Here is a 17,559-nt window from a genome sequence, read left to right on the forward strand (position 1 = left end):
CGGCGGCTCCGACCTGGGGCCCGCCATGGCCTACGAGGCGCTGCGCCCCTACACCGACCGCGGACTGGAGTTCCGGTTCGTCTCCAACGTGGACGGCACGGACCTGCACGAGGCGCTGGTGGACGCCGACCCGGCCACGACGCTGTTCGTGGTCGCCTCCAAGACCTTCACCACCATCGAGACCATCACCAACGCCACCGAGGCCCGCTCCTGGCTGCTGGACGGACTGGGCGTCAAGGGCGACGATGACGGCGGCGCCATCGCCAGGCACTTCGTCGCGGTGTCCACCAACGGAGAGGAGGTCTCCCGGTTCGGCATCGACACCCGGAACATGTTCGAGTTCTGGGACTGGGTGGGCGGCCGCTACTCCTACGACTCCGCCATCGGCCTGTCCCTGATGGTGGCGGTGGGCCCCGAGAACTTCCGGGAGATGCTCGCCGGGTTCCACCTCATGGACACCCACTTCGCGACGGCCCCCGTCGAACGCAACCTGCCGTTCCTGCTGGGCCTGCTGGGGGTCTGGTACGGCAACTTCATGGGTGCCGAGAGCCACGCGGTGCTGCCCTACAGCCAGCACATGGCGAGGTTCCCCGACTACCTCCAGCAGCTGGACATGGAGTCCAACGGCAAGTCGGTGCAGCGCGACGGGCGCCCCGTCAGCTGGAAGACCGGGCCGGTGGTGTGGGGCACCCCGGGCACCAACGGCCAGCACGCCTACTTCCAGCTGCTGCACCAGGGCACCCGGTTCGTGCCCGCCGACCTCATCGGCTTCGCCAACCCCGCCCCCGACCTGCCGGAGGGGCTGGTGCCCCAGCACGACCTGCTCATGGCCAACCTGTTCGCGCAGGGGCAGGCGTTGGCCTTCGGCAAGAGCGCCGAGGAGGTCGCCGCCGAGGGCGTGTCCGCCGACCTGGTTCCGCACCGGACCTTCGAGGGCAACCGGCCCACGACGACGATCCTCGCCGACCGGCTCAGCCCGTCGGTGCTCGGACAGCTGGTCGCCCTCTACGAGCACAAGGTGTTCGTTCAGGGCGCGGTGTGGAACATCAACTCCTTCGACCAGTGGGGCGTGCAGCTGGGCAAGGTCCTGGCCAAGCGGGTCGAGCCCGCCCTCACCGAGGGCGCCGACGTGCCGGGCCTGGACGCCTCCACCGCCTCCCTGGTGGAGCGGTACCGCTCCATGCGCGGCAGGGGCTGAGCGGATGAAGGCGGTGTGGCCGGCGGCTCGCGTCGGCCGCACCGCCCCCACGAAGAAGCCCCGCCGTCCGACGGCGGGTCCACACGGGCCCGGGCACGCTGGATGAGCCCGACCGGGTCGCGACCACCCCGGTCAGGCTCCTTCCCGACGATGCTCGCGTCGCGGTCCGATCCCGCCGCCACGCCCGTCAGCGCACACCACCGGCGGGGCGGTGCCGCGAATCCGTGGCCGATGTTCAGCCCGTGGCGGGTCCCGGCCATGGCGACCACGACCGGCGGGGACGCCGATCGGGTCGCCCCGCGACGGTGTCGCACAGGAGGGCGCGGACGGCCCTTCGACCACGTGGGCCTCGGCGCTCCACGCGGGCAGGGTGCCCGTGCCCGTCCATCCGCTGACGAGCTCCCCGCGCTACGACCGCGCCGGGGTGTCGGACAGCACGCCGGAGACCCGCGACAGCTTCCCCTCCCGGTTGCTGACGTAGATCCATCCGTTGCCGTGGTCCAGTCCGACGCCGCAGACCGCGCCGAGACCCTCGGCCACCACACGCCGGAGGCCCCGCTCCTCGCCGTGGGCCACGACGACCTCACGCAGCCTGCCGCTGCTCGGGTCGCAGACGTAGGCGTTGCCCGCGCCGTCCAGCGCCACGCGGACGCTGTGCCCGAGGTTGGTGGCCACGGCCTGCGGGGCGCCGCCGTCCGCCTCCAGGTCGACCTCGTACAGTCCGCCGAGGGCGTACTGGCCGACGTACGCCTTGCTTCCGTGCAGCGCCACCCCGGCGGCCTGCGGCACCTTCCAGCTGCGCCGCCTCTCCGCCTGGGTGCCGTTCAGGTCGAACTCGACCAGCTCCCCGTGGTCGAAGTCGCCGACGTAGGCCCTGCCGCCCGTCGGATCCAGCGCGACGCCGTACGCGCCGATCCGCTCTGTGCCCGCGACCGTGGAGGCGGAGCGGTTGGACAGGTCCACCGCGACCAGGCGCTTGCCGCTGTAGTCGGCGAGGTAGGCCCTGTCGCCCGACGGGGCCAGCGCCACGTCGTTGACCTCTCCCAGCCCGTCCAGGGACCAGTCCGTGCCGTGACCGGCGAGATCCACCCCGTGCAGCTTGCGACCGGACCGGTCGGTGACGTACGCCTTCTGGTTCGCCGGGTCCAGCGCGAGGCCTTCGGCCCTGCCCAGCCCGGTGACGAGAGTGACGGGGGGATTCTCGGGGGACTGCTGGTCCTCGCTGCCGCTCTTGTGGAGGGGGTGACGTTTCTTGTCGAAGTCAAGGTTCTCGAGCTCGAAGACCTCGTGTACCCCGGCGAGGGTGGAGACGACCTCGGCCTCCCCCTTCTGGAGGAACGGCCTGCCCTCGTCGGTCAGGTCGAAGGTCTGCGCCGCCTGACCGGTCTCACCGAGTTTCCACGCGATCACCTCGGAGTACTTCGGCTCCTTGGCCTGCGGGCCCTCCGGCCGGGTCTCCTTGACCTCCACCGGCTCCGGGTAGTGCAGGGCGACCCACCCGCCGAAGGAGACGGGGAACTCGTAGTCGAACCTCCGCACCTGGCGCCGCTGCGTGGCCAGGACGTCCACCCGGCTGCCGACCTGCCCGCTCAGCGTGGACGAGGTCTTGAACGCGGTGGTCAACGAACCGCTCACGGAACCGGTGATCCCCAGCATCAGCTGCGCCGACAGCTCCCCGGTGCCCGTGGCGGTACCCGTGGCCGTCGTCGTGCTCGTCGCCTGCGACTGGGACTCCATGTCGACGCCCTGGTTGTCCTTGCTGTTCTTCAGGGTCGTCTTCTGGGACTGGTTCACCGCCATGCTCTTCTGCAGTTGCTGTTGCAGTGACGCGGTGGTCTTGGCCCCGAAGGTGAGCTGCACCTGCCCCTGGAGCGACCAGCTGATGGTGTTCGAGATCGAGAACTCGACGGTGTGCGACCAGTCCGTGGGGACGGGGTCGGTCCGGTTGACGTACGTCTGCTTGGAGATGACGTCAGGGGGCGGCTGCACGATGTCGGCCCGCTCCTCGATCAGCGGTACACCCACCGTCATGTAGGCGCGCCACCCGCGCTGGTGCGCCGTCTCCTCGTTCCCGGGGAAGTCGCCGAACCGTTCCTTGTTCAGGGAGAACCCGGTGGGGTGGACGTACCGGTCCGTTCCGTCCGGTGCCTTCCTCTCGGCCTTCCGCTTCAGTTTCTCCCTGTCCCGCTCCAGGATCGCGGAGGCCTTTCCGGCGATGTCGAGCTCCTTCAGGTTCCGCCCCGTCAGCGGGTGACGCACGAATCGTTCGCCGAGATAGGCCGTACTCACGTTGTTCTTGGTGGGGCCACCCATGCCCTTCAACCTCCTTGTGTGGCGGAACCCAACGATGTGTCAGTGGTTTCCGTGGCTTCTTCGTGTGCTGTTCCCGGCCTGACGCGTCCGACGGGGGGCGTCGGAACTCCGGTTCGTATCGTCGCCACCGCCCAGGTCCCGGGCCACGAAAGTGGCGGGTGCGAACAGCCCCCGGGGGCGGGGCCGGATTTTCCACCGGCCCTCACGGCTCGGTCGACCAGCCACTGGTCGTTTTGAACTTCCTGTACGCATCCTGGTTCTCCCTCATCATCGCCTCCCGCTCCTCGTCGCTGCTTCCCGGCCGGTCCTCCTCGCGGATCTCCGGGCGGTCCTCGTCCCGGATCCCCACCCTCACCGTCGTGAAAGCCCTGTCCTTGGCAGAGGAGGCCATTCCGGAGGTCGATCCGGGGTCCTCGCTGGTTTTTCGCTGCTCGGCGGCCACGGTCCGGGTGTTTCCGAACAGGGGGGTGACGAAGGTGTTCATGATGGCGAGCGCCTCGGGCGACGTCTCCCGTATGATCTTCGGGTCGGGCTCAGCCGGAGGAATGCCGTCGTAGAGCTCCGGGTCGACCCCCTCCCTCTCGGGTCGCACCCCGGGGATTTTCCCGTACACGTTCCGGGAGGCCTCCTCGGCGTCCCGGGCTTCGTTTCCGCCGATCCCGAAGATGTTCTTGAAAGACATGGCTCTCCTTTTCCTGTGCCGCGGACCAGTCACGACCATGCTGATCCCTTCACCCCGACAATGGCCAGGGCGAGGGGCATGGCGTCACGGATTTCGGGTCGCCGTTATTTCCCACAAAAAGAAGAAAGTGCAGAAGGGGGAGAAGTCAGAAAGCCGAGGTTCCTGAGGAAAGGGGAATAATATCCCCGTTGTCTGCTGGGCGCGGTATCGGCCGGAAAGTGTGTGTCGACGCGTTGTTCAGGGAGTGGGAGAGGTTAAAGTTACCACTGTTTCAGGTGATGTTCGGATGCTCGGAGTGCCCGAAGCCGTCAGTCGTGGCCGGTCCCCTCAACGCGGCCTTCCGAGGCGTGTTCCGGGAAAGGGATTTTCCCGTTTCCGGAGTGCACAAAAAGCCCGTCGCGTTCCACACCACCGCCGTCACCGATCTGTTCCTCCCCACGCTGGGCAGGCCCTGACGGGCCGCGCGGAGCCACCGCGGTTCCCGCACCCAGGGGACGCCCGGCGGGTGCGGGGAGTGCCGTTCGCGGAGGGCGCCTCCCGCGTGCGGACCGTCAGTACACCGAGGGCGACGGCGCTGCCGTGCCGGGTCCGGACACCTCCGCCGCCACCCTGGTCGGGCTCCTCCCCGGCGGAGCCCGCGTCGCGGCCTGACCCCGCCGCCCCGACCGTCCGGGGGAGCCTCCGTGCCTTCGCGGGACGGTCGGGGCGGCCCATGGTCGCGGGCCACGGCGCCACGGGCGCACCGTGTTCCGCCCGCCCGCCCGCGGGCGGGCGGTGGTACCCACCGCTGGAGAGGGAACGTTTCCGGGGCCACGGCGGTGCGCGGGCGTGGTGGTTCCGGTACCGCTGACCGCGCAGGGCGGTCTCCTGCGGGGAAGCCCCAGAGGCCCGGCGCCCGACGCACGCGTAAACCCTTTGCGCGTGTCGGGGCGGTCCGGTTAGCCTGAGGTCAACATGCGTCACTGACATCGAGACCGAAACGCCGAGCGCGCGGGGCTCGCCCACGGGGCTGGAGCCACACCCCCGCTCGGCGCGTCCCGTATCCCCGGTGCGGTCTCGATGTCGACGACCTTCCGTCGTCCCCGGACCGCACCGCGCACGGCGGTGACCGGTCCACGCGCATCGAGGCCCACCCAGAAGACGAAGGGTGGTCCGCTTCATGCCATGGGAGAACACGACCGGCGTCGCCGCCGGAACCACGCCGAGCACGACCCCGACCGGCCCGCCACTGCTGCGCGCCCGCGACCTCGCCAAGACCTACGGAACACACGTGGTGTTCGACGGCGTGGGTTTGGACGTCGCCCCCGGACAACGGCTCGGTCTGGTCGGGGAGAACGGCACCGGCAAGTCCACCCTCCTGCGGATGCTCGCCGGTGAGGAGGAACCCGACGCCGGGCGGGTGTGGCGCCCCGACGACACCGGTTTCCTGTACCAGGAGCTGCCACACGCGCCGGAGACTCCCCTGGCCGCGGTGGTCGACGAGGCGCTCGAACCGGCCCGGCGGGTGGAACGGCGGCTGACCGCGAGCGCGGCGGCGCTGGACGGCGCGTCCGAGGACGCGGGAGCTCTCCGGGAGTACTCCGAGGCCCTGGCCGAGGCCGAACTGCTGGAGGTGTGGGACGCCGAGCGCCGGGCCGAACTGGTGGTGACGGGTCTGGGCCTGGACGGGATCGGTCCGGAACGGCCCGTGGGACGGATGTCGGGCGGCCAGCGCGGCCGTCTGGGGCTGGCCGCCCTGCTCATCCGCCGCCCGCGCGCCCTGCTGCTGGACGAGCCCACCAACCACCTGGACGACCAGGCGCTGGAGTTCCTGGAGGGGTACCTGCGCGGTCTGTCCGGGCTGGTGGTGCTGGCCAGCCACGACCGGGTGTTCCTGGACGCGGTGTGCACCGGCCTGCTCGACCTGGACCCGGCCGTGGACGGCCCCACGTACTACGGCGGCGCCTACTCCTTCTACCTGCGGGAGAAGCGGTTGGAGCGCGAGCGCTGGGAGCAGCGCCACCAGCGTGAGCAGGACACGATCAGGGGCCTGCGCGAGTCGGTGCGCACCACCGCGCGGCAGGTCGCGCACAACGCTCCGCGCAGGGACAACGACAAGATGGGTTACGACTTCCTGGGCAGTCGTGTGGACAAGCAGGTCTCGCGCCGGGTGCGCAACGCCAGGGCGAGACTGGAGGAGCTGGAGCGCGACCAGGTGCGCAAACCGCCCAGGCGGCTGGAGTTCACCGCGTCGCTGACCCGGGATCCGGGCGCGGCCGACGGTCAGGCGATCACCCTGCGGGAGCTGGTCGTGCCGGGCCGGTTGCGGTTGGGGCACCTGGACGTGCCCTCGGACGGGCGTCTGCTGGTCACCGGTCCCAACGGGGCGGGCAAGTCCACGCTGCTGTACGCCCTGGGGCACCGCCTGCGGCCCGCGTCGGGGCAGGTGCTGTGGCGGCGCGGGGTCTCGGTCGCCCTGTTGGAGCAGGACGTGGTCTTCACCGACCCGGAGCGCACCCCGCGTTCGCTCTACGAGGCGTTGAACGGCGCCCGGCCGGGGGTGCCGCGCCTGACCGAGTTGGGTCTGGTCGCCCCGCGCGACCTGGACCGGCCGGTGGGGAACCTGAGCGTGGGGCAGCGGCGCCGTCTGGCACTGGCGATGCTGGTGGGGCACGCTCCGGACGTGCTGCTGCTGGACGAGCCGACCAACCACCTGTCCCTGGCGTTGGCCGAGGAACTGGAGGAGGCGCTGGGAACGGCACCGGGCGCGGTGGTGGTGGCCTCGCACGACCGGTGGCTGCGCCGTAACTGGGCCTGGTCGGAGCTGCGGCTGGCCGACGGCGAGGACGTCGGGCGGAGCGGGCCCGCGCCGTCGTAGGCGCGCCACACCCACCATTCAGGAATCTACGGCGTAAAGGAGCTAACCTTTCCCACGCTTCCTGGAAGGGGGAGAAAGACGAGGAGCCCGTCCCGGGGATCACACCCTCCGGGACGGGCGGAGGGTCAGAAGAAGTCCCTGCGCCCCGCGAGGGAGTCGATCCACTGGTGCAGGTGACCCGTCCAGTCGCGTCCGGCGCCCTCGTGGTGGTCGACGCTGAAGCGGTGGAAGGTGTCGCGGCCCTCGGAGAAGAGCAGGCCCGGCTTCTTGTCCAGCTCCAGGACCACGTCGATACCGCGCTCGTCGGTGACCAGGGACAGCTCCAGTTCGTTCAGGCCCTGGTACCGGCGGGGCGCGTAGAACTCGATCTCCTGGTAGAAGGGCAGCTGCTGGCGGGTGCGGACGATGCGGCCCCGCTCCAGGTCGGCGTGCTTGAAGGTGAAGCCGAGGTTGAACAGCGAGTCGATGACGGCGGCCTGCGCGGGGAGCGGTTCTACGCTCACCGGGTCCAGGTCGCCGGGGTCGACCGCGGAGGCCACGTGCAGGCGCGTGTTCACGCCGAGGTTCATGCGGTGCAGGTGGCGGCCCCTGTGGCTGGTGACGGGGGTCTCCCAGGGCACGGCGATCTCGAAGGGCAGCTCGTGGCGCTGTTCGGGGAGCAGGGTCACCCCGCCGCCCACGCGGACGCGCTGGAACTCCATGTCGCTGCTGGTCTCGTGGTCGCCGGACTCGGTCTCGACGCGGGCCTGGAGGCCGACGGTGAGCTGCTCGACCTGCTGCTCCACGTTGCCGCCCTCGATGAGGACGGTGCCCCGCAGGACGCCTCCGGGGGCGGTCACGGACGACTGGAGGACGGTTTCCACCGAGGCTCCGCCGAATCCCATACCGGCGAGCAGGCGCTTGAGAACCATGGATGACCTTTCTGTGCCGCACCCGGCGGTGTCGCGTCCGGGCGGCGGGGATCGGGGGTTGTCTCTAGGGAGGGACGCGGCGGGGACGCGCTCGGTTCCCGTTTTCGGGCCCGGGTTCCCTCAGCTCAGGCGAGTCCGCGCAGCAGGGCGCGCGTCCGTGGCGGAGGCGGGGCCGGCCCGCGGGCGGCTGTGGTGCGGTCGGGGCCGCGGCCCCGACCGCACCGGGACGGATACCCGGGTCCGGTGGCGCCCGGGCGGTCGTCCTAGAACAGGCTGCGCTCGCCCGCGACGGCGTGGATCCACTCGTGGAGCCTGGCCGCGACCTCCTCGGGGTCGGTGTCCTCATGCCCCATGCTCAGGCGCAGGAGGGTGTCCCCGCCCTCGCCGAAGAGAACGCCGGGCCTCTTGTCCAGTTCCAGCACGACGTCCACACCGTCGTCGTCGGTGAGGAAGGACAGTTCCAGTGACTCCAGGCCCTCGTACCCCTCGGCGGCGGAGTACTCGATCTCCTGGTAGAAGGGCAGCTTCTGGCGGGTGTCGGCGATCTCGCCCTTCTCCAGGTCGACGCCCCTCAGCTCGAAGCCCAGTGCGTGCAGTGCCCGCAGGACCGCGGCCTGGGCCGGAAGCGGCTCGATGAGCAGCGGGTCCACGTCCGTGTGGTCCAGGGCCTTGTCCACGTGCAGGCGGGTGTTGAGTCCCACGCCGTCCAGGACGTGCGTCCCACCGACGGAGGTGATGGGCGCTTCCATGGGGATGGTCATCTCGAAGGGGAGCTCGAACTCCTGCCCGGGTTCCAGCTCCGTCTCCTCGTCCGTGACCGCCTGCTCGGCGATGACCACGTCGATGGTGTACTCGCCCGAGTGCGTCTCGCCCTCGGCGTCCTCGTACTCGTACTCCTTCTCCACGGTGGCGCGGAGGCCGACACTGACGCCCTCCAGGGTCTGGGCGACGCTCCCTCCGGTGACCCTGAGGGTGCCGGTGACGGTACCGCCGGGCTGGACGGTGTCGTCGTCGAGGGTGGTCTCCACGGTGGCGCCGCCGATGCCGACGCTGGCGAGCATGCGTTTGAAGATCACGGGTCTCTTTCCTGCCTGGGTCCTCTGCCCGAGCGCCGGGGAGCGGGACGTGGGACCGGTCGTGGCTGTGGGGGATCCGGCGCTGTCTCCAGGGAGGGACGCGGCGGGGGCGCGCTCGGTTCCCGTTCTCGGGCCCGGATTCCCTCAGCTCAGGCGAGTCCGCGCAGCAGGGCGCGCCACCCGTGGTGGAAGCGCGCCTCGGCCTCGGCGGCGTCGGGCGCGTCCTCCTCGTCCTGGTGGCGGACCTGGTGTACGACCGCGCCTACGCAGTAGGAGTGCAGGGCGTCGGCGCCGCGTTCCACGTCCTCGCCGGTCAGGCCCGCCTCGGTGAGGGCGCGGTGGATCAGGGCGCGGGTGGCGTCGCTGCTGGGGGTGCGCGGGGCGCGGTGGACCAGCAGGGACAGCGCGCCGGAGTACTCCAGCAGGCGGGCGCGGTAGGCGTCGGCCCAGTCGGTGAGGCGTACGTCCCAGGGGCGGGTGTCCTCTTCCTCCCGGGCCTGGGGGTCCTGTTCGTCCTCCTCGGGGGCGTTCTCGTCCGCGACCTCCTCGTCGGCGGGTGCGGTGCTGGTGGCGGCGGTGGAGGTGACGTAGGCGGCGATGGCGTTGAAGAGCTGTTCCTTGCCCAGGGGGAAGTGGTGGTAGATGGCCATGGCCTCCACCTCCAGGGCGTCGCCCAGACGGCGCATGGACAGGCCGCCGAGCCCACGGCCCGCGATGATGTGGAGCGCTTCGAGGATGATGCGCTCGCGACTGAGTCCGGCGTAGTTCCTGCTCACTGTGGTCCTTTCGGGGGTGTGCGCCGTAAAGGTGGCAGATTCGGCGGCGGGTGGCCACATCGACGCGCGGCCCGGGTCGCCAGATGATATTGGTCACCTCTAGAGTGGCTCCGTCTGACGGTACGCGTGGTATGGAGCACACACATGGGACTTGCGAAACAGGGCACGTCGGGGGCGCGTGAGGCTCTGGCCGCTGATCGGGAGCGGGCGGAGTCGCTGCCGGAGCTGCTGAGGTCGGTGGCCCGTGCGGAGGAGGAGTTGGAGGAGGCGCGCTCCTGGGGTGCTCCGGTGGAGGAGCTGCACCAGCGGGGCGTGGCACTGGACACGGCGCTGACCGAGGCGATGCGCGCGGCGTACGCGCGGGAGCGTGTGCTGGTGGGGTCGAAGGGGTACGGGGACCGGATCTATCGGCGTAAGCGGTTGGCGCGTCCGCAGGTGCGTGAGGCCACGCGGGTGGCGGAGCGCCTGCTCACGGCCCGGGAGGCGCACCGTCTGCACGGGATCCAGCGGGTGCCGCGTCAGGCGGTGTGAGGTAGGCGGCCACGGTGCGTAGTCGTGGGCCGTTGCGCGCACGGTAGTTTGGTGTCCGGTCCGGCCCGGGGCCGGGCATCGCGGCAACGGTGGGGAGCGCAGTGGCAGATGGCGGATTTCATCCGCATCGATCCGACGTCGAAGGTACCGCCCTACGAGCAGATCAGGTCGATCGTGGCGATCGCGGCGGCCAATGGTGAGTTGCCGGTCGGTTACCGGCTGCCCACGGTGCGTGCGCTGGCGGAGCAGTTGTCGGTGGCGGTGAACACGGTGGCGCGGGCCTACCGCGAGTTGGAACAGGCCGGTGTGGTGGAGACGCGGGGCCGGTCGGGGACGTTCGTGGCGGCGGGGGGCGATGACCAGCGTGCCGAGGCGTTGGCGGCGGCGCGTGCCTACGCCGAGGTGATCTCGCGGGTGGGTCTGGACCATGACGAGGCGGTGGAGATCCTGCGCGCGGCGCTGCGGGGCTGAGCGCCGCGCGCGGGGACCTGGTCAGGATCCGGTGATGATGCCGTGGATCTTGTGGGCGCTCAGGATGAGGAAGAGGGATCCGGCCACGGTGAGGCCGGTGTTGCTGATCCAGCCGTTGCGCCATTCGGGTGGGGTGCGCGTGGAGTTGAGCAGCCACATCAGGGTGAAGGCGAGGAAGGGCAGGAAGAAGGCGCCCAGGACTCCGTAGGCGATGACGATCTGGAACGGTTTGCCGAGCAGCAGGAGCAGCATGGGCGGGAAGGTCAGCCAGAGGACGTAGCCGCGGAAGGCCCAGCCCTTCTCGTTCTGTCGGGGGTCGGTGTTGGTCCTGCCCCGCAGGTGGTTGACGAAGTCGGCGAACAGCAGGCTCACGCCGTGCCAGACGCCGATGATGGAGGAGTAGGCGGCGCAGAAGAAGCCGACGAGGAAGACCGTGGAGACGAAGCCGCCGAAGCGGTCGCTGAGGACGTCGCCGAGTTGGAGCAGGCCCTGGTCGCTCTGTTCCAGGGCGATGCCGCTGGCGTGGAGGAGTTCGGCGCCGACGATGAGCATGGCGACGACGAAGACGCCGGTGGTGATGTAGGCGACGCGGTTGTCCATCCGCATCATCCTCATCCAGCTGGAGTCGCGCCAGCCCTTGGAGTTGACCCAGTATCCGTAGGCGGCCATGGTGATGGTGCCGCCGACGCCGCCGACGAGTCCCATGGTGTAGAAGACCGAGTCGTCCGGGAGCATGGGGATGAGTCCCCGGAGGGTCTGGCCGATGTCGGGGACGACGTAGATGGCCAGGCCGACGACGGTGACGAACATGACGCCGACGAGGACGGTCATGATCTTCTCGAAGACGGCGTAGCGGTTGAACCAGACGAGGAGCAGGCCGGAGAGTCCGGCGAGGATCGCCCAGATCTCCAGGGGTACGGCGGGCATGAGCGCGGCCAGGGGGAGGGCGGTGGCGGACATGGCGCTGGCGCCGTAGACGAAGCCCCAGAGGATGATGTAGGGGGCGAAGTAGACGGTGGTCCACTTGCCGAGGCTGCTCCAGCCGTCGAAGATGGTGCGTCCGGTGGCCAGGTGCCAGCGTCCGGTGGCTTCGGCGAGGGAGATCTTGACGAGGCAGCCGACGATGGTGGCCCACAGGAGGGCGTAGCCGAAGCGGTTGCCGGCGATGAGGGTGGCGACCAGGTCGCCCGCGCCGACGCCGGTGGCGGCGACGACGATGCCGGGGCCGATCTGTTTCCACGTGGCCCTGCGCTGTTCGGTGGCCGCCATCGTGTCCTCCCCGTGCCCGGTTGACCGGTGTGGTCCGTGGTCGGGACGACTGTAGGGCTTCGGACACACGGTGCATATGGGGAGTTGTATGGCGTGGGGGATCCGTGGCGGAATCGATATGTTGGGGGTCACGTCGCCGGGGTCGTGCGGGCGTACCGCCGGGGGTGCGTCGGGTCCGTTCCGGAGACGGGGGTATGGCGAGGGCCGCCCCCTGTGTGGGAGCGGCCCCGGTGTCCTTGTCCTTGTGTTCCTAGCTGGCGAAGTCCAGCAGCTGCTGGGCGCGGCTGGGGTGGCGCAGCTTGGACAGGGACTGCTTCTCCAGCTGGCGGATGCGCTCGCGGGTCAGGCCCAGGTGCTTGCCGATCTCGTCCAGGGTGCGTGGGCGGCCGTCCATGAGGCCGAAGCGCAGGGACATGATGGTGGCCTCGCGCGGTTCCAGGTCCGAGAGTGCGTTGCGCAGCTGGTCGGCCATGAGCTGGCGGTCGACCACCTCGGAGGCCTCCGAGGCGTCCACGTCCTCGATCAGGTCGCCGATGCGGGTCTCGCCGTCCTCGCCGATGGTGGAGTCCAGGCTGATGGGCTGGCGGGTGACGCGTAGGAGTTCCTCGATCTGTGCCGGGGTCTTGTCCAGCTCCAGGGCGAGTTCCTCCGGGGTGGGTTCGCGGCCCAGCGCCTGGTGCATGTCGCGCTCCAGGCGGCTGACCTTGCTCAGCAGCTCCAGGACGTGCACGGGCAGGCGGATGGTGCGCGCTGAGTCGGCGAAGCCGCGCTGTATGGCCTGGCGGATCCACCACATGGCGTAGGTGGAGAACTTGAAGCCCTTGGTGTAGTCGAACTTCTCCACGGCGCGGATGAGGCCGAGGTTGCCCTCCTGGACCACGTCGAGCAGCGACATCCCCCGGTCGCTGTACTTCTTGGCCACCGACACCACCAGGCGCAGGTTGGCCTCCAGCATGTGGGACTTGGCCTTGCGGCCGTCCTCGGCGACCCACTCCAGTTCGTCGATCTCGGCCGGAGCCAGCGGGGCGGACTCGTCGACGTCGCCGTGCTGGCCGAGCCGGTATTCGGCGTAGAGTCCGGCCTCGACCCGCTTGGCCAGGTCGACCTCCTGCTCGGCGGTGAGCAGTTGGCGTCGGCCGATGGCCTTGAGGTAGGTGTGGACCGAGTCGCCCATGGCGGGGGACTGGTCGTCGAGGTCGGCCTCGCCGGGGTCCGGTTCGGTGGCGGTCGGGGCGGTCTCGGTCTTCTTGGTGCGCCGCGTGGAGCGGGTCTTCCTCCGGGTGGAGGGACCCTTGCGGGTCGTGACCTTGCCGGGTGCGGCCTTGGGGGCCTCGTCGGTGTCGGGCACCGTGGCGATGAGAGTGTCTTCCAGCACGTCGTCCTCGGCGTCGGGATCGGCCACCAGTGCGGAGTCGTCGCCCCCGTTGGCGAGTCGGACCCCGTTCTCGGTGAGTTCACGCAGGATGGAACGGCCGTCTCCAGAGGAGACTCCGGCCGCGGAGAAAGCGGTACGCAGTTCGGAGAGGGACAGGTGTCCCTGTGCGCGGCCCCGGGCGAGCAGGTCGGTCAGGACCGTGTCCGTGGTCGCGCCGTCGTCGCGAGCGTTGTCAGCGGGGACTTCGGCGGGTGCCGAAGCGGCTGGGGCAGTGCTCGTCATCTGGGCACCTCCCTCCCTTCCCGGGCGTGTGGCACGCGGCGGACGGTTCCCGCCGACTGGACGCGCCAATATGTCCAACGTGTCGGAGAGTCAAATGTTCCCTGTCTCGATTGGATATCGGCGAAAGTGGCATGGATCACTGTGCCGGAAGTGGCCAAACGCGGTCGGGAGCGGGTAAGGGAGCGTGCCCGGAACCGGTGTGGGCAGGGAGGTGGACCCGGGTGGGGGGAGGGCGCAGGGGTACGAACGAGTGGACCGATGGCTGTCGCCAACTGCGGACCTCCTTGGGAGAGGGGCCGAGGGACCGGATACTCAGGTAGACGCTGGGAGGCTTGGCGAAGTTCCCCGCCTTTTGTCGGACATGGCCTGATCGGCCGCGTCGTGCGGACACGCGGGGCTCGGCCGGGCCCCGCGCCGTGACGGTTGTCCGCGGGTGTCGACGAAGGTGGGGTTCGACAACCCGACGCGCCCCAGGGTCCCACGGGTGGGGAGCGCACCGGTACACGCGGACCGCTGGTGGGGGTGGTGGACGGAGGGCGATCCCGTGTGTTCGGCCGTGGAACGCGCACCACCGGGTCGGTGGCCGCGGACGCGGAGCGCTGGCGGGTCCCCGTGATCGGGCCCACGCGGCGCCGGGTGTTCAGTGACGCGGGCCGCGCAACGCCACCAGGTCGGGTTTGCCCGAGGCCAGCATCGGCAGGGAGGCGCGTACCTCCACCTCGCGCGGTGCCGCGTAGGCGGGCAGGCGTTCGCGTACCCACGAGCGCAGCTGTTCCAGTGACGGCGGCGCGTCGGGGTCGGCGGGTACCACGACGGCGCTGACCCGTTCGCCCCACTCGGGGTCGGGGCGTCCCACCACCACCGATTCGGCCACGGCGGGGTGCCGCAGCAGCAGGTCGTTGACCTGGCCCGGTACCACCTTGTGGCCGCCGGTGTTGACCACCTCGTCCACGCGGCCGAGCACGCTCAGCGTGCCGTCCCCGGACAGGCGGCCCAGGTCGTTGGTGCGCAGCCACCGGGTTCCGTCGTCATCGGTGACCAGGGCGTTCGGGTCGGTCCGGGTGCCGGGGGCGAGTCGGTAGCCGCTCAGCAGGACCGGTCCCGACAGCAGGATCCGTCCGGGTTCGCCGGGGTCGGGGGAGTCCACGCGGACGCGGACCCCGTCCAGGGGGACGCCGTCGTAGACGCAGCCGCCGCAGGTCTCGCTCATGCCGTAGGTGGTCACCACCCGGCCTCCGGCCGCGCGGGCGTCCTGGAGCAGGGCGGGGTCGGCCGCGGCTCCGCCGAGCAGGATGGTGCCCAGCGCGGACAGGTCGGTTCCGGCGGCCAGCAGTCTGCGCAGCTGGGTGGGGACCAGGGACACGTGCGGGTGCAGTTCCTCGGCCATGTGCGCGACCGTGTCCGTGGAGAAGGCCGCGTGGTGTGCGCGGGTGCCCATGGCCAGGGCGCGCGTCATGACCTGGATGCCGGAGATGTGTCCGGCGGGCAGGACGCACAGCCAGGTGTCGGTTCCGGTGGCGCCGATGCGCCGCACCGAGGCGCGTGCGGAGGAGCGCAGCGCGGTGGAGGACAGTTCCACGCCCTTGGGGGTGCCGGTGGATCCGGAGGTGGTGATGACCAGGGCGGTGTCCTCGCGGGCGGGGGCGGAGCCCTCCAACGCGGTGGTGCCGTCGGGGGTGCGCAGTGAGGCCGGGCGCATCGCGGTCAGCAGGTCGGCCACGCGCGGCTCGGGGGTGCCGTCGGGGATCGGCAGCAGGGCGGGTCCGCGTCCGTCCAGGGCCCGGGCCAGCAGGTCTGCCAGGTGTTCGGGGGGCAGGCCGCGCACCGCCTGGAGGGGGCGGCGGGGACCGGGACGGGTGCTGACCTGTTCTTCGCGTGCCACGACCGACAGCGTACGCCTGTGCGGAAGGTGTGGGGGACGGGGCGCGAACGGGTACGGCTGTGCTGGTGTGTCCCGGCTTGCCTGGCACAATGCGTAGGGTTGGCGCTTGGGCATGGTCGCATGTCCGCGCCGTCCCAGTTGTCCCCGTGAGGAAGAAGTAGTAGCCGTGAGCAGCGTGATCGACTGGCAGCGGTCGGGCGAGTATTCCGACATCATCTACGAGACCGCGGAGGGCATCGCCAAGATCACGATCAACCGCCCGGAGCGACACAACGCCTTCCGGCCCCAGACTCTGTTCGAGCTCCAGGAGGCCTTCAACATCGCCCGCGACGACTCCGAGGTGGGCGTGATCATCCTCACCGGTGCGGGTGACCAGGCGTTCTGCTCCGGCGGTGACCAGAAGATCCGTGGTGAGGACGGTTATCTGGGTGATGACGCCGTGGCCAGGCAGGGCATCGGCCGCCTCAACGTGCTCGACCTCCAGGTGCAGATCCGGCGTACGCCCAAGCCCGTCATCGCGATGGTCGCGGGCTGGTGCGTGGGCGGTGGCCACGTGCTGCACGTGTGCTGTGACCTGACGATCGCCGCCGACAACGCCAGGTTCGGTCAGACCGGGCCCAAGGTCGGTTCCTTCGACGGCGGTTACGGTTCCTGGCTGCTGGCGCAGACCGTGGGGCTGAAGAAGGCCCGTGAGATCTGGTACCTGTGCCGTCAGTACAGCGCCCAGGAGGCGCAGGACATGGGTCTGGTCAACACGGTCGTGCCGCTGGCGGACCTGGAGAAGGAGACCGTTACCTGGGCGCGCGAGATGCTGGAGAAGTCTCCGTTGGCGCTGCGCATGCTCAAGGGCGCCATCAACAGCGTCAGCGACGGTGCCGCGGGGATGCAGCAGTTCGCCGGTGACGCCACGATGCTCTACTACATGAGCGAGGAGGCCCAGGAGGGTCGCGACGCGTTCAAGGAGAAGCGTCGTCCGGAGTTCGACAAGTTCCCGCGCCGCCCGTGACGAGTGTGGACGGGGGGCCGACGGGGTCGCCCGCCGGGGGGCGTGCCTTCGCGATCGGTCTGCGTAACCGGTTCCGCGGTGTGACCGTGCGCGAGGGCATGCTGGTGCGCGGGCCCGCCGGGTGGGGGGAGTTCTCCCCTTTCGCCGAGTACGGTCCGCGTGAGTGCGCGCGCTGGTGGGCGGCCTGTGTCGAGGCCGCCCACCGGGGCTGGCCCGAGCCGGTCCGTGACCGGGTGCCGGTCAACGTGACCGTGCCCGCGGTGGATCCCGGTCGGGCCCACGCGATCGTGTCCGCGGGCGGGTGCGCCACGGCCAAGGTCAAGGTGGCCGAGCGGGGGCAGGATCCGGGTGAGGACCTGGCCCGGGTCGAGGCGGTCCGTGACGCCCTGGGGCCTTCGGGTCGGGTGCGGGTGGACGCCAACGGTGCCTGGGACGTGGAGACCGCGGTGCGGATGGTGCGTGAGCTGGACCGGTTCGGTCTGGAGTACGTCGAGCAGCCGTGTGCCACGCTGGAGGAGTTGGCCGCGGTGCGCCGTCGCGTCGACGTCGCTGTGGCCGCGGACGAGTCGGTGCGCAGGGCCGAGGATCCGCTGCGGGTGCGTGCCGCCGGGGCCGCGGACATCGTGGTGCTCAAGGTCCAGCCGTTGGGCGGTGTGCGTGCCGCGTTGGAGGTGGCCCGGGCGTGTGGTCTGCCGGTGGTGGTCTCCAGTGCGGTGGAGACCTCGGTGGGTCTGGCGGCGGGGGTGGCCCTGGCGGCGGCGTTGCCGGAGCTGCCCTACGCGTGTGGTCTGGCCACCATGCAGATGTTGACCGCTGACGTCACCGCCGATCCGCTGCTGCCCGAGGGCGGGTTCCTGCCCGTGCGGCCGGTGGTGGTGGATGAGGAGAGCCTGCGCGCGGTGGAGGTCGATCCCCTCGCGTGGCGGGGCG

General features: G+C 70.5%; 14 protein-coding genes. 6 read left to right on the forward strand and 8 right to left on the reverse strand.

Annotated features, from left to right (window positions below; all coding sequences use genetic code 11):
• The coding region (gene pgi, locus D455_RS0109420) for a glucose-6-phosphate isomerase (RefSeq protein WP_017570478.1) at nt 1-1,198 on the forward strand (1,198 nt) is incomplete at its 5' end.
• A gap of 408 nt (nt 1,199-1,606) precedes the next feature.
• Here pgi and D455_RS0109425 read toward each other — a convergent pair.
• Nucleotides 1,607-3,511 (reverse strand): YncE family protein, encoded by a 1,905-nt coding sequence (locus tag D455_RS0109425; RefSeq protein ID WP_017570479.1) that lies wholly within the window; start codon nt 3,509-3,511, stop codon nt 1,607-1,609.
• 202 nt (nt 3,512-3,713) lie between these two features.
• Nucleotides 3,714-4,193 (reverse strand): hypothetical protein, encoded by a 480-nt coding sequence (locus D455_RS0109430; protein WP_017570480.1) that lies wholly within the window; start codon nt 4,191-4,193, stop codon nt 3,714-3,716.
• Between the two features lie 1,159 nt (nt 4,194-5,352).
• Here D455_RS0109430 and D455_RS0109440 point away from each other — a divergent pair.
• A complete protein-coding gene (locus D455_RS0109440; protein ID WP_026122470.1) occupies nt 5,353-7,050 on the forward strand; it encodes an ABC-F family ATP-binding cassette domain-containing protein in 1,698 nt (565 codons plus the stop codon).
• Nucleotides 7,051-7,175: 125 nt separating this feature from the next.
• Here the strand turns inward: D455_RS0109440 and D455_RS0109445 are convergent, their stop codons facing one another.
• The 3 genes from D455_RS0109445 to D455_RS0109455 form a co-directional block, all read right to left on the reverse strand.
• On the reverse strand, nt 7,176-7,961 hold the full coding sequence (locus tag D455_RS0109445) for a sporulation protein (RefSeq protein WP_017570482.1): 786 nt from the start codon (nt 7,959-7,961) through the stop codon (nt 7,176-7,178).
• Nucleotides 7,962-8,224: 263 nt separating this feature from the next.
• Nucleotides 8,225-9,037, reverse strand: coding sequence for a sporulation protein (locus D455_RS0109450; protein WP_017570483.1), 813 nt, complete (start codon nt 9,035-9,037; stop codon nt 8,225-8,227).
• A gap of 149 nt (nt 9,038-9,186) precedes the next feature.
• Nucleotides 9,187-9,813, reverse strand: coding sequence for a TetR/AcrR family transcriptional regulator (locus D455_RS0109455; protein ID WP_017570484.1), 627 nt, complete (start codon nt 9,811-9,813; stop codon nt 9,187-9,189).
• 144 nt (nt 9,814-9,957) lie between these two features.
• Between D455_RS0109455 and D455_RS0109460 the strand changes: the two genes are divergently transcribed.
• The gene (locus tag D455_RS0109460; RefSeq protein ID WP_017570485.1) at nt 9,958-10,344 is read left to right on the forward strand and encodes a hypothetical protein; all 387 of its coding nucleotides are present in this window, start codon (nt 9,958-9,960) and stop codon (nt 10,342-10,344) included.
• 108 nt (nt 10,345-10,452) lie between these two features.
• Nucleotides 10,453-10,815 (forward strand): GntR family transcriptional regulator, encoded by a 363-nt coding sequence (locus D455_RS0109465; protein WP_017570486.1) that lies wholly within the window; start codon nt 10,453-10,455, stop codon nt 10,813-10,815.
• Between the two features lie 21 nt (nt 10,816-10,836).
• On the opposite strand, the gene D455_RS0109470 is transcribed toward D455_RS0109465, so the two are convergent.
• The 3 genes from D455_RS0109470 to D455_RS0109480 all read right to left on the reverse strand — a co-directional run bounded on the left by D455_RS0109470 (nt 10,837) and on the right by D455_RS0109480 (nt 15,623).
• A complete protein-coding gene (locus tag D455_RS0109470; RefSeq protein ID WP_017570487.1) occupies nt 10,837-12,084 on the reverse strand; it encodes an Nramp family divalent metal transporter in 1,248 nt (415 codons plus the stop codon).
• Nucleotides 12,085-12,334: 250 nt separating this feature from the next.
• Nucleotides 12,335-13,741: an RNA polymerase sigma factor gene (locus tag D455_RS0109475; protein ID WP_017570488.1), complete on the reverse strand. Its 1,407-nt coding sequence runs from the start codon at nt 13,739-13,741 to the stop codon at nt 12,335-12,337.
• A gap of 640 nt (nt 13,742-14,381) precedes the next feature.
• Nucleotides 14,382-15,623 (reverse strand): AMP-binding protein, encoded by a 1,242-nt coding sequence (locus D455_RS0109480; protein WP_017570489.1) that lies wholly within the window; start codon nt 15,621-15,623, stop codon nt 14,382-14,384.
• A gap of 166 nt (nt 15,624-15,789) precedes the next feature.
• Here D455_RS0109480 and menB point away from each other — a divergent pair, with 166 nt between their 5' ends.
• A complete protein-coding gene (gene menB, locus D455_RS0109485; protein ID WP_017570490.1) occupies nt 15,790-16,629 on the forward strand; it encodes a 1,4-dihydroxy-2-naphthoyl-CoA synthase in 840 nt (279 codons plus the stop codon).
• The coding region (locus tag D455_RS0109490; RefSeq protein WP_051064608.1) for an o-succinylbenzoate synthase at nt 16,626-17,559 on the forward strand (934 nt) is incomplete at its 3' end. The genes menB and D455_RS0109490, both read left to right, overlap by 4 nt.

Source organism: Nocardiopsis halotolerans DSM 44410, assembly GCF_000341065.1.
Taxonomy (GTDB): domain Bacteria; phylum Actinomycetota; class Actinomycetes; order Streptosporangiales; family Streptosporangiaceae; genus Nocardiopsis; species Nocardiopsis halotolerans.